The 13,751-nt window shown below is 34.0% G+C and carries 11 protein-coding genes; 7 read left to right on the top strand and 4 right to left on the bottom strand.

From position 1 onward, the window contains the following. Positions 1-291 precede the first annotated feature (291 nt). Positions 292-1,935, top strand: a complete 1,644-nt coding sequence (locus QQS39_RS09065; protein ID WP_285805804.1) for a DUF4139 domain-containing protein — start codon at positions 292-294, stop codon at positions 1,933-1,935. Between the two features lie 176 nt (positions 1,936-2,111). Here the strand turns inward: QQS39_RS09065 and yidZ are convergent, their stop codons facing one another. From yidZ to QQS39_RS09050, 3 genes are all read right to left on the bottom strand, one after another. Then, positions 2,112-3,071 (bottom strand): HTH-type transcriptional regulator YidZ, encoded by a 960-nt coding sequence (gene yidZ, locus QQS39_RS09060; RefSeq protein ID WP_285805803.1) that lies wholly within the window; start codon positions 3,069-3,071, stop codon positions 2,112-2,114. Beyond that, positions 3,064-4,236: an MFS transporter gene (locus QQS39_RS09055; protein WP_285805802.1), complete on the bottom strand. Its 1,173-nt coding sequence runs from the start codon at positions 4,234-4,236 to the stop codon at positions 3,064-3,066. The genes yidZ and QQS39_RS09055 overlap by 8 nt, the downstream gene beginning before the upstream one ends. A 126-nt stretch (positions 4,237-4,362) precedes the next feature. Continuing rightward, entirely contained in the window at positions 4,363-5,154 is a 792-nt protein-coding gene (locus QQS39_RS09050; RefSeq protein WP_285805801.1) for a helix-turn-helix transcriptional regulator, read from the bottom strand. 94 nt (positions 5,155-5,248) lie between these two features. Here QQS39_RS09050 and QQS39_RS09045 point away from each other — a divergent pair, with 94 nt between their 5' ends. Both QQS39_RS09045 and QQS39_RS09040 read left to right on the top strand, forming a co-directional pair. Continuing rightward, positions 5,249-6,646, top strand: a complete 1,398-nt coding sequence (locus QQS39_RS09045) for an MFS transporter (RefSeq protein WP_285805800.1) — start codon at positions 5,249-5,251, stop codon at positions 6,644-6,646. A 170-nt stretch (positions 6,647-6,816) separates the two neighbouring features. Next, positions 6,817-7,560: a DUF4184 family protein gene (locus QQS39_RS09040; protein WP_151435109.1), complete on the top strand. Its 744-nt coding sequence runs from the start codon at positions 6,817-6,819 to the stop codon at positions 7,558-7,560. A gap of 131 nt (positions 7,561-7,691) precedes the next feature. Here QQS39_RS09040 and mnmH read toward each other — a convergent pair whose 3' ends face one another. After that, positions 7,692-8,780: a tRNA 2-selenouridine(34) synthase MnmH gene (mnmH, locus tag QQS39_RS09035; protein WP_285805799.1), complete on the bottom strand. Its 1,089-nt coding sequence runs from the start codon at positions 8,778-8,780 to the stop codon at positions 7,692-7,694. Positions 8,781-9,095: 315 nt separating this feature from the next. Here mnmH and QQS39_RS09030 point away from each other — a divergent pair, with 315 nt between their 5' ends. The 4 genes from QQS39_RS09030 to QQS39_RS09015 are packed head-to-tail and all read left to right on the top strand — an operon-like array spanning position 9,096 to position 13,688. Continuing rightward, a complete protein-coding gene (locus QQS39_RS09030) occupies positions 9,096-9,332 on the top strand; it encodes a YtcA family lipoprotein (RefSeq protein ID WP_322618352.1) in 237 nt (78 codons plus the stop codon). Between the two features lie 3 nt (positions 9,333-9,335). Beyond that, positions 9,336-10,376, top strand: coding sequence for a multidrug transporter subunit MdtN (mdtN, locus tag QQS39_RS09025; RefSeq protein ID WP_285805798.1), 1,041 nt, complete (start codon positions 9,336-9,338; stop codon positions 10,374-10,376). Next, positions 10,366-12,219, top strand: coding sequence for an FUSC family protein (locus QQS39_RS09020; RefSeq protein WP_285805797.1), 1,854 nt, complete (start codon positions 10,366-10,368; stop codon positions 12,217-12,219). Before mdtN ends, QQS39_RS09020 begins: the two co-directional genes overlap by 11 nt. Continuing rightward, the gene (locus QQS39_RS09015) at positions 12,216-13,688 is read left to right on the top strand and encodes a TolC family protein (RefSeq protein WP_151435104.1); all 1,473 of its coding nucleotides are present in this window, start codon (positions 12,216-12,218) and stop codon (positions 13,686-13,688) included. The genes QQS39_RS09020 and QQS39_RS09015 overlap by 4 nt, the downstream gene beginning before the upstream one ends. Positions 13,689-13,751 lie beyond the last annotated feature (63 nt).

Here is a 13,751-nt window from a genome sequence, read left to right as displayed (position 1 = left end):
ATTTGTGAAGTTTTTCTCTTATTCTTATCTAAACAAGACTAGATAAAGCTAATAAAAGCGAAATATCTCTCTATCATTAAGATAATCCTTATTATTTAAATATTCATTTAAATAAAAACACTAACATGCTGTTTTATCTATTCTTTTCACTTTCACACAATTAGATCTTTAAGTTTATTCTGTTATCTAATTTATTAGAGATGCAATACTATCTAAATATACTTGTACAACAGTGCATCTCTATTTTGCCGTTCTTACTAATACTGCTCATCAACTATGGATAGAATGAAAATGATGATTAAACCCAATAGACTAACGTTATCGCTTATTACATTATCTATTATTAATTCAACGAGTGCTTTTGCTAATGAGATCAATTCAATAGATCCCACTAACCCGCTTAATTATGAGATAAAACTCAACCAAGCAACTATTTTTCTACGGGGTGCCGAACTCAATAATAACGTCACTCTCAATTTACCCGCAGGGCAGAGTGAAGTTGTTTTATCCAATGTTGCAAACAATATTGACCCTAAAAGCTTGTCAATTAGCATTGATAATGACGATGTGATTATTAATACCATTAACGTTAAAAAAACGCCTATTGCCCCTAGTTATCCCTCTGAAATTGCAGTATTGATAGAAAAACAGAAAGATATTAATAAGAGAATTGAAGTATTAAATATCAATATTAATGTGGGCGATGAGCAAATTGCATTACTTAAAGATCAATCTTTCTTTGGTTATGGTGATACTCAAACATTAGAACAATCATCACAAAAATTTGATTTTATTAGCCAAAAAATGACCTCTATTCTTAATCAACAAAAAGCAGCTCGAGAAGAGATAGCTGAACTCACCGAGCAATTAGAAGAATTAACGCGCCAATTAGAAATTGATATGCCAATTATTACAAAAGAGAAAACGCAAATTGTTTTATCTTTAGGCACATCAAAAAACCTAACCAGTAAAATGCGTATTTCTTATATAACACCAGATGCTGGATGGTCACCCGCTTATGATATTCGAAGCCAAGGAATGGATAAGCCGATATTGCTCACCTACAAGGCAGACGTTATTCAAAATACAGGTCTAAATTGGGATAAAGTAAAACTGGTTTTAACATCCACTAATCCATCACTTAATATCACTGCGCCAACCTTATCACCTTGGTATTTGTCTCTTTATAATAACACTGCGAAATTCAGACAATCTAGTGATATGAAGATGGCAATGCCAGCTCCCGCATTAGAAGCAATGAGTGAAGCACCAAGAGAGCGATTAAGTAAAGGAGTGACTCGTTACGTAACCACCAATAATAACGGGATTAATTTAAGCCATGCTATCGCGTTACCTTACAGCTTAAAAAATAGCACAGAGCCTAATACATTAGTGATTAATCAAAAAGAAGTTGTTGCCGATTATCGCTATTTAACGACGCCAAAATTAGTTGAAGAAGTCTATTTACAAGCTGAAGTAAAAGATTGGGAAAACTTGAATTTACTCAATGGTCGCGCGAATATCTACTATATGAATAGCTTTGTGGGTAATAGTTATATTAATACTAACGAATTAACAGAATTACTTAGCATTCCGTTTGGGGTAGATAAAAATATTCAAATTAGCCGTATTAACAATGAGAAGATAAGAAAAGAACCTATCTTTATTGGTACTACGATTGAACAAAAAGAGAGTTATACCATTAAAGTAAGAAACACTTACAATTCTCCTGTAAAAGTAACTATTTACGATCAACTACCACTTAGTCAGGAAAACAATATCAATGTAACAGATGCCGTTTATAAAGATGGCGTACTTGATAAAGATACTGGTGAAATTAAGTGGGATATCACATTAGGTGCAAAAGAAGAAAAATCATTACCTCTAAATTACACTCTTTCTTATCCTAAAAATAGACAAGTTATGGGGTTATAATTTTTCTCATCTAAATTTAAAAGTAAAATAGAAAAAGGTGCATTTGCACCTTTTTCTATTTTCAAGAAGAACTAGTTTTATATTTTTTATTATATTTATTGACTATAATTTTTAGTAAACACAAAAGAAACTAAATAGCTAAATAAATAGTAGTAAAACTTTTAATGGGTATTTTTCTACATAAACTGATTAACACTCTTTTTGATAGTTTCTCTTAACCACAGCACTTTAGAATTATACGCATGACGCTTATGCCATAGTAAAATAAATGAAATATCAAGTTGTTTAGAAACACTGTCTGGCAGTGGGATAGGCAATGTGACTAAATTAGGTAAAGCTTGAGAGATATAATGGGCGCAATATCCAGGCAAGCAAGTAATAAGTTCATGATTTGGTTGAGAGATTGTAAATAAAGTTTGCTCAAATGACGTGTAAGTTATCGCAATATTACGTAAACGGCCGTGCTCTGCCAATATATCATCTAACGCCCAATGCGCACGTTTATCATATTCTGTTGAAATGTGAGAATAGCGCAAAAATGTCTCTAAATTCCAAGGCTCTTGGAATAAAGGATGATCTTTTCGCACATAAACCAATGGGGTATCACTAAAAAGCTCCTCACAATCGATGACTTCAGGTAATAAATGTAACGCCTCTTTAGAGCCTGAGTAATATTCACGACCTAAAAAAGCAATATCAGCATCACCATCAATAATGCTTGATAGCGAGTTATATTCCCAATTTCGTATTTGCACCATTGATTGAGGATAATAATTCAATATTTCCAGAGGAAATTGATTTAATAGCACCTGATGTAAAGGAGATTCTAATATTAAACTGAAATGAACGCCTTTAGGCGTTTCACTATTTTGCTTGCCCGCAATATGGTTACCAATATTAATAAAATCAGAAAGCGATTCTTCAATACTTAGTGTTAAAGGCGTTGGAATTAATCCTTGAGGGCTACGAACGAAAAGGGGATCATCAAACCAAACCCGTAATTTAGCCAATGCTTTACTGACTGCTGAAGGTGAAATAGACAACCATTTTGCAGTTAATGTCACACTGCGCTCTTGTAAAAGAATTTGCAGAATAACTAATAAATTCAAGTCTATTCGATGTAATGGCTTATGCATCACAATTTACCTTTTGTTGTTGTCCTGAAGAACGAAAGAGATGCAAAAAGGTAAAACCAATAAGGCAACTAACAAATAATATAACCATCAGCATATTAATTGCAGATATTCCCAACCATCCCATAGTCCAGATATAGAGAGAGGCAAAACTCAATTGCGAAATCCCTAAAATCGAACTGGCAAGCCCCGCACGCTGACTAAACGGAGAGAGCGCTTGGCTCATTATAATACCAAATAACAGCGCAAACCCCGCACCACATAATGAAAATGAAGCAAAGAACCAACGAGGATCACTGTTTTTTCCAATAAAAAGAAAAATAACGGCACCCAAAAAGCTCGATAAGCCAGTATACAAAATAGTTTCATAACGAAATTTTGTTAATATTTTAGGCATCATAAACGAAGTTGCCATACTGACCATTGAAAGTAATGTAATTACTGTTGAATACTGGCCAGTGGTGTAATGCATTTGCTGCATAATTACGATTGGAGAGATATTAACATAAGTCAGGATCACGCTCATTCCCAAGCACGAAATAAGTAAGCGACTTAAAAAGAAACTATTTAAGAAAGATTCGCCAGTAATTTTGTTACTTTTGCTTTTAGCACATTGCTTTGGTTTAGTTTCTTTTATTCCAAAGAAACAATAAATAAAGATTAATAGCCCATAGATTGCCATGGCATAAAACATCACTGGCCATTTAAACTTTAACAAGATCAGAAAACCTAAAACAGGCGCTAATACTGGAATAATACAAGTAATGCCATTTATCATAGAAAGAACTTTAGCGCGTTGTTTTTCCGCTAATGTATCTCGCAATATCGCAAATGTAACAACATAACAAAACCCAGCACCAATCCCCTGAAAAAAACGTGCGATCAAAAAGTTATTTTCCGTTATCGAAATTCCCGCATAAAATGATGCCAATAAGAAAATAACTGTACCGAGCAATACAACCGGCTTACGCCCTAAATTATCACTACACCATCCTGCAACTAACATGGCTGAAACCATGCCCATTAAATAAATTGAAAAAGCTTGATGTAATGTCGCTTCTGATGCCCCTAAATCACTGGCTATTGCCGTTAAACCGGTTAAATGTAAATCCACACCAAGAGGATAAATAAGTACTAAACAAAAGCTAAAAAGGATATATTTTGTCATCCAGCCACCTCAATTATTCTGATGAAGAGGCATTCTAGTCGTCAAAGAAACTGATACCTAATGACAAAAAAGCAATCTCTAATTTCCATTTTGGAAATAATATATTTATTCCATTATCAAAAATGGTCACGCTTTCTTAGGCATATACACTAAAATCCGATTATATTTTTCCAAATCAAACGCTAATGATGTGTATTCATAATGCTCTTTTCTATTATCAAAATTTAGTATCCTGACGCCATCACAAGGAGGATATATCTCATGTTTTTCCCACATTCTCTTAAATTCAGGTGATGAGCAATTTAGCGTAGCAATTAATTTACGAATATTTGGATCGTTCTTTGTTCTTGCATGGTCACGACGAAAACTAGCCAGCAATCTTTCAGCAATATTTTCCCAATCATCAATACGTGTTTTGTAACGAGGGTCCATAAACAACAAGTAAAGGTAATTACGATTTTCAGCACTGAAGTCTGAAAAATGAAAATAAGTATCTGCCTTTTGATTATAAGCTAATACATCCCAATGCAGATTTAAAACATAACAGAGATATTCTTGTGGAAAATCAGCCAAAATTCGCAAAATAGTTTCAGGAACCTGATGTTCTGTTATTCCTGTTTCTGTTGGCTCCCTCATATGTGATAACAAATAAAGGTGCTGCCTTTCTGCACTATTTAAGCGTAAAGCTGTGGCTAAACTATCTAAAAATTGGCTCGACACACCAATATCTCTTCCTTGTTCAAGCCATGTATACCAAGTTAGCCCAACACCAGAAAGTGCAGCAACTTCTTCTCGGCGCAATCCTGGTGTACGACGACGTCCAGTACCAAGTAACCCCACGGTTTCAGGTGAAATGCTTTGCCGTTTAGTTCGTAAAAAATCGGCTAATTCAGGGCGCGTTCGTTTTCTTTCAGTCATAGCCTATTGCTTTTAGTAATAGTATAAGTGGTTAAATTGTATCAGGATAAACAACTCATTATAGTCTCATTTCTTTAATTATTGAGACAAAAAAATGAATACTCAACAACGCATCGCCTTATTTGTTCTGCTATTGGCAGGATTTGTCACAATTTTTGATTTATTTGTCGTCAATGTCGCTATTGTGAATATTGAACAAACACTCAATGCAACACTAACAGAACTAACATTAATTATCGTAGGATACGAATTAGCCTTTGGTTTATTATTAATTACAGGAGGGCGGCTAGGGGATATTTACGGTCGCCGTACCCTTTACCGCATTGGCATGTTTGGTTTCACTTTAACATCTGTATTATGTGCAATTTCTCCTAATGCTATTTGTCTTGTGATTGCTCGTTGTTTGCAAGGATTAACAGCAGCGCTATTATTCCCCCAAGTTTACTCAAGTATTCGCCTTAATTTTAATGATACACAGGCAAAAAAAGTATTTGGATTATTAGGAATGACATTAGGATTAGCCGCAATAGCAGGGCAAGCATTAGGAGGATTGTTAATATCACTAAATCTTTTCGGACTTGAATGGCGTACTATTTTTTTAATTAATCTCATTATTGGTATTGCTGCATTGGCTCTTTCTCACTATTTAACTCAAAGTGAGACTCTAGATTATATAAGATTAGATATTGGTGGTGTCGTTTTATCTGCTTTTAGCATAACGTTCACATTACTTCCTTTATTAATGCTACCGATCTGGGGATGGAAATTACATAGCACGCTGCTTTTTCTTTGCGGTTTAATGTTATTAACGCTCTTTGTTTACTATGAAAATCGATTAAAGCAACAAGGAAAACAACCTCTTTTTGATCTTGTTTTATTTACTAATCGTCCGTATGTAATTGGGATCGGAATTGTCATTTGTGTATACGCAACATCATCGGCTTTCCCCATGATGATGTCGATATTATTACAAAGTGGATTTAAACGTTCTGTTCTAGATTCTGGATTAATTTTTGTTCCATCAAGTATAGGATTTGTTCTTTCATCATTATTAACACCTAAATGGGTAAGAAAGTTTGGTGAGCAGATTATTTATTGGGGAGCGGCGTGTTACGCTTTAAGCTATCTCTTTTTAATTGGCAGTATTTATTATTTGATATCACCAGAAAATAGCACTCTTGTGATCCCATTCCTATTCTTAGTCGGGTTTACACAAGGCATGATAATGACGCCTATGCTCAATTTAGTATTAGCAAAAGTAAAGCCCGAATTTGTTGGTATTGCTTCAGGATTAACCGCAACATTACAACAAGTTGGTGCCGCTATAGGAGCAACGTGTGTTTCTATTATTTTACAATTTAGTCTTAGCCACACACTTTCAACAAATATGATTGAGCAATATAAGATTGCATTTAGTTTTAGTATGATTTTCAATTTCACTATGGCTATATGTGCCACTTTACTATTAAGAAAGTGTATAAATAATCAATAACTCATCATATAACGCCATTAATAAGCTCACCATTAGTGGCGTTTTTGTATTAACCACCATGAATGATTTTAATCTTAATAATCGTTGTGATATCAGATAAAGTTTAGCTAATCTACTGATATACTCGTACTAATTTTAGTTATTCATCTTCATATTATAGAGATATTCCTATGCCGTGGACTTTTTCCCATCCTTCCATTGTTTTCCCCATAAAACAGTCCCGTATAGGAAGAAACCTTAGTTTACCTGCACTTATTGTAGGAAGCACTTCACCTGATTTACTCTATTCTTTTGGTTTATATCAATCAGCCACAACGGCACATGATTTATTAGGTTGGTTTTATACTGCATTTCCTTTTTGTTTACTGGTCTTTGCGCTAAATTATTTATTGCGAGAGCCATTGAAATACGTATCACCCATTCCTTTGTATGAGCCGATAAAACCCAATATTCGGGCATTCAGTCTATTTGTTTTATCCCTGTATATTGGCGCAGTAACACATATTGTGTGGGATTCTTTTACTCACGAAACAGGAACCGCTGTCAGATTTTTTTCTGTACTACAAGCACAATTATTACAAGGAATGACAGATAGCCAAGAGATTGCTATTTATAAATTATTACAACATTTAGGCTCTGTATTAGGGCTTCTTTATTTATGTTGGAAATACATTCAATATCAGCGTAAACAAGACTACCTAACACAAAAAGAGAACCGTACTAAGTTATATCGCTTAATTGGAATTGGTTTTCTGTCTGGATTATGTGCTTTGCCTTTAGCTTTACAACTCTCAAATAAAGGGCAGGGAATTAACATTAATCGGTTTATTTTCCTTGAGCTTTCTTTAGCAGTTCCTTTTTTCTTTGGTTTAATGATTATCTTAGGAATAGGGTTATATCGTACTAAGAAATAAGTAATACCACTGGTTATTGCTAAAAAAAGCCCCGTAATATAAATTTTACGGGGCTTTTCTTTGGTGTTTTTTGGGTATTTTTTTGGGTATTTGCTTTGGTATATATATTTAATACCAGAAATCTTAGCTATCTACTTATTGTTAAACCACTGCATGACTTCTTCATAACTTCCTTGGTAAATAATTTTATCTTCCTTTTTGCTTAATTGGTAACGATACATAGGATCGTAATACTCTTTAAGTAAAGGTGTTAACCAAGAAAAATGCGCCTCTGTGTTAGACTCTTTTTTCTGTATTTCTAGGGCATTATCTAGCAACTGAGTTAATTCTGTTGCTCTTTGAGAGCCTAATCGGCGGCGGATAGCAAATAAACCATGATGCAAATAATCACTGTAAGCTTGCCAGCCTTTTTCTTCGCCATATGCTTCCAGATAATCATGTGTCATGCGATCAAAATATTCTGCCTTCAAACGTTCTATGCGACGCTCTAAGGGATCATCAACAACAACTATTGATGCCTCAGCCATTTTTGCTCGTAAACATTCAGGCAATCCATTAGCACCAATAGCGCGACCTTCATCCTCAAGTACCCATCGTGTATATTTCGGTGCTTTCTTTAACATTTCAACACCAAGATGGTTTTCAAAGGTAGCTTGAGGAAATTGATCTTCTACAGTGCGACCAAAAGATGAACCTCGATGGTGTGCAATACCTTCAAGATCAATACCTTCAGGTAACGAACGCACTAAAGTCGTTTTTCCATTGCCGGTACATCCACCAATTAAAATAATAGGTCGTTGAACCAATTCATTGGTCATTTCAATAACAGCCTGTCTTAGCGCCTTATATCCACCTTCAATTAATGGATAATCTACACCTATTTCTTTAAGCCATTGCTGAACTATATGAGAACGCATTCCTCCTCGAGCGCAGCAAATATAACCATTAGGAAATTGCTCGCAAGCTTCACGCCAAGCTGCAATACGGTTATCACGAATTTCACCACTCACCAATTGATGCCCTAAAGCAACCGCTTTTTGTGAACCTTGCTGTTTATAACAAGTCCCCACAGCAGCACGCTCTTCATCATTCATTAAAGGCAAATTGATAGCATGAGGGATCGCGCCTTGATTAAATTCAATAGGCGCACGCACATCAATAATCGGTGTGTTATTAGCAAGAATATGTCGAATGTTTTGAGCAGAAAACGCTGATTCCATAATAAAAATTGTTATATCTAGTCTGGCTGAAAGATTGACTACTATACTCTTAAAATCATGTAACGCCCATAATTACAGCCATATTTGAAAATGGAGTCCTGCTTTCAATAAAAAATTTAAGATAATGCTATGGATTGATAGATAAAAAACATCTAACATCTATTTGATGGATTGTATTAGATTAATTCATTGATTAAATACTATAAATAAAAACACTATCTTGTTGAAAACGAACCATAAAATTTATCGTAAAATGACGAGTGTATTACCTTGGATAGAATAAAAAAATATTATCGTATTACTAGCTTGAGCATAATGATATTGCTGTTATCAGGTTGTTCTCGAGGCCATTCTCCTTTTATTAGTATGTTAGGCTCCTATTTCCCGTATTGGATGTTATGTACATTTATCGGCTTATTAGGAGCTTTTGTCATACGTGTGTTACTTATCTATTGGGGTATTGATGATAAATTGCCACTTCCTTTAATCTTTTATTTTGCAATATTGTTATCAATTTCTTTAACTATCTCTTTATTTTATTTTTCTTATTAAATTATGGATAAAAAAATCAAAAAAAAGCTGGCGCTTATAATCACGGTGAGTGTTTTTGTGATTACACTCATCTTATTGTGGAAAAATATTCAATTATCAGCGTTAAACCCACTCAGTGAAGATGCAATAATTGACGCTAACAAAATTAACATATCATCAACTGTGCCAGGTCGAATTAGTGCTATTTACGTCAAAGAAAATAGCAAGGTTAATAAAGGGGATTTACTCTTTACTATCGATCCCACTATGTACGCATTAAGAGTTCAGCAAGCAAAAGAACAACTCATGATTGCTGAAGCAACATTAAGTAACAAACAACGTATTATTATTGCAGAAACATCAAATTCAGAGGTTGCAGAAGCACAAATAAAACGTGCTCAAGTCAATTTGTTATTAGCGACTCAATCACTCAATAGACTAGAGCCATTATTAGCAAAAGGATTTGTGACCGCACAACAAGTTGATGATGCCAGAACATTAAAACATGATGCAGAAGTCACATTAAAACAGGCACAAAAACAAAATGTCGCCTCAGAAGCTTTAATTAATAATACAGATTCAGAAGTAGCATTAGTGAAATCGTTAAAAACCTCATTGGCAATGGCTGAATGGGAATTAAGTAATACTGAAGTAAAAGCGCCAAGCAATGGTTACGTTGCTGGATTAGTGCTATCACCTGGTGAATTTATTATTTCTGGACAGTCTGTATTTACCTTAATTGATACTGATACTTGGTATGCTTCAGCTTATTTTAAAGAGACCGATTTAAATAATATAAAAATAGGCAACTGTGTCGTTATTTATTCAATGATTGATAATAATCACCCTGTTAAAGGCAAAGTAGAAGGTATTAGCCGAGGGATCATGTCAACTGATCTTATTAATATCCCAAGAGACTTGCCCTATGTACCTAAATCATTAAATTGGGTTAGAGTTCAACAACGGTTTCCTGTTAAAGTCACTATCACCAATCCACCAGAAGATCTTATGCGGGTTGGCGCTACAGCAACTGTCAATATAATAGCTAACGACGATGATTGTTAAACCCTCTCTAATAGTGAAACAAGTCAAAAAAGACTTGTTACCCTTTGATTTTCGTTTAGCAACTACTTGGCGCATTGCATTGCTTTGTGCCTTAATGGCTGCTATTGCGATGATTTATGAAATTCCCGAATCCGCAATAAGTTGCTATTTAATTATCTATTTAATCAAAGCTGATGCTGTACAAAATATATTATTATCTGTTGGCGTAATTATTTTATGTTCTATTGTTGTGTGTATTATCTTTGTTCTTTTTAATCTCACGATACAAAACATTATTTTACGATTCTTTTTTATGGCTTTGTTTTCAGCTGTTTTTATGTATTTAGCATCGGCCAGTAGCCTTGGTGACATTGGTAATTTAGTCGCTTTAGTTATCGCCTTTTTAATGACTTTAATTGATGATATCCCTGTAGGAGATGTTGCAACAAGAGCGTTACTTTATGCATTACTGATGGCAGTATCTCCAATGTTATTGGTTATTTTATTTAATTTCTTTGTTGGCATTAGCCCAAGAAAATTACTGTTAAACAGAATTGCCACACGCTTTTCTACTGCAAGTGATTTCTTTTTAGGAAGAAAAGAAAGCCAACTCGAAATTAGTGAATTACTGAGTACGCAAACAGAATGTAAACGTTATTTAATGTTTATTAAAATATTTTATTTACGGGGAAGAGAAGATATTCAATGGTTAGAGAATATTATTGATAACTCTTATAAAATATTAATTATGTCATTAACTTTTGATAAAGACACACCAACTTCTATACGTTTTCTTCTTTCTAAAAGATGTTTAGAAATGGCCGATTATTTTACACATCATCAAATAGATAAAATAAAAGATAAACAACAATCTCAATATACAATAAACAAACTTCATTTATTAAATACTTTTGATAATATTTTATCTAATAAAAGAGAAACTAAACCGGTACAGAAAAAAACACCTTTTTTTGTTAGTGATGCATTTACAAATCCTAATCATAAGTACTTCGCTTTAAAAACTACTATAGCCGCTATTCTATGTTATATTTTTTATGATTATTTTAAATGGCAGGGTATTCATACTGCAATGATCACTTGTTATGTTGTGGCATTAACATCTGTTGGTGAAACAGTTCATAAATTAACATTACGGATCACCGGATGCCTAATTGGGGCGCTAATTGGCATGATTTCACTGCTCTATATTATCCCTAACTTATCTGATGTTTTTGAATTGATGGTGCTGATCTTTTTCTGCTTATTACCTGCAGCTTGGGTTGCTGTTGGTAATGAACGTATCTCTTATGCTGGTGTACAAGTCGGTTTAGCATTTTTATTAACAACATTACATGGATTTAAACCTAGTTTTGATATGGATGTGGTCTCTGATCGTATTTTAGGCATTTTGTTAGGTAATATTGTGATGTACATTATTTTCACAAAAGTATGGCCTTCAAGTATTGTTAATACGATATATAAGCAATTTACTACTCTTTTAGATAACTATACAGACTTAAGATATTCACCCAATAAAGATGACATGCTTGATTTAGTTTCATCTGTTAATGAAACAATTACACAATCTAAAGATAATGTAGACTTACTCATTTTTGAGAAAGAAAATAGAGAGAGAAACAAGGATTTAATGTTATTTTTTAAAGAGTCGTTAAATAAAATTTCTTATATTAGTTATCATAATTATGCTCATAGGTTTATTTTTGAAGACGATCTCACTCATTTAAATATTAGCGAAGAATCAAAAGATGAGTTTAAGAAAACCATTCTTAATAAAGAAATGAAAATGCTACCCACAGATGAAAGAGAGCTGGTGTTTAAAAATTTAATAAGAGAGAATTCATGATGATAAAAGTAGTTATTAATAATAAAAAAAATATTCTGTCATCTCTATTAAGCCTATTACTTGTTGGTTGCGTTGACACAAGCAGTTCATTTAAGCAGTATTCTCAAAATCCTATCGCTTATGATAATACTCAATATCTTTCCTCACCTGCTGAGCAATACTTATCGCTCCCTCAAGAACGAATGGTTAAATCTCACTATGCTTTAGCTGATCTGATAGATTTAGGGCAACAAAATAACCCAGACACACGTATTGCATGGGAATTAGCAAAAAAATCTGCCACAGATATCGGTATGATAGAAAGCACATATTTGCCAATTATCACAGCAACAGCACTCGCAGGATATCAACATGGTAAAATTGATTTACCTAAAAATCCTATTGTTGATGATATAAAAACATCTAGTAGCGCTTTTATTCCAGCACTCACATTTAGATGGCTTATTTTTGATTTTGGTAAACGAGGAGCATTAGTCGATGCTGCCAAACATACTTCATTAGCAATAAATCTTAATTTTAATCTGATGCATCAGAAAATTATTCATGATGTTTCGGTTGCCTATTTTAGCTATGGTGCAGCACAAAAAAAGGTGAATATTACTCAAAAAGCCCTTCAAAGAAGTAAAGATATTTTATATGCCGTTGAGCAAAAACGAGTGAAGGGATTAGCGACCGTATTGGATGTGGCATTAGCAAAACAACAAGTTGCACAAATTGAATTACAAAACGTGTTAGCTAAAGGTCATGAAAAAGATCAATATCAAATCTTATTGTCTGCTATTGGCGTTTCACCTTTTGAAAAAATAACCATTAATTATGCCGATGATAATTTTCTTCCTGATGATATTTCACCACTAACTCATGATGTGATAAAAAAAGCACTTGCACAACGTCCTGATGTTTTAGCGCAGTATGAATTACAACAAGCCGCAATTAAGGCTGCTAATTCTGTCGAATCTGACTATTTCCCTAAAGTATATCTTGCTGGTGCTCTTGCAGGAGGAACTGGTAGCTTTGATGTTCAGGGACTTCCTGATATTAGCCAAAGAACGTCATCTTCTAATATCTTGATTGGAGTCAGTATTCCATTATATGAAGGCGGAATACGTCAATCTAGAATGGCAAATGCACAATCAGAAATTAGGCTAGCTCAAGAAAATTTACGCAAAAGCCAAGATCTTGCAATAAAAGAGATTTCAATTAGCGAAAATACTCTCAAGTCGGCACTTGAGGCAAATAAAGCGTCTAAAAATTTAGTCGAGACAACACAATTAACATATACCGCCAGTGTAGAATTTTACCGTAACGGATTGGGAACCGTAACCGAAATTAATACCGCAGAGATTGCATTATTAAATGCACAAATGTCTCAGATTGATGCCTATACAGGATCACAGATTGCAGCCGTTGATTTAGCATTTGCATTAGGCGAAATAGATAGGGCATTGCCTAATTCAGCATCACATTAAAAATATTTCTTTTATATATTGTTATTTTAGTAGAGGCGGCGTTAATAATAAGTCGCCAGCCTC

It is taken from the genome of Proteus appendicitidis (assembly GCF_030271835.1).
Classification (GTDB): Bacteria; Pseudomonadota; Gammaproteobacteria; order Enterobacterales; family Enterobacteriaceae; genus Proteus; species Proteus appendicitidis.
The sequence above is the reverse complement of the archived record's forward strand: the minus strand, read 5'-3'. Positions and strand labels throughout refer to the sequence as shown.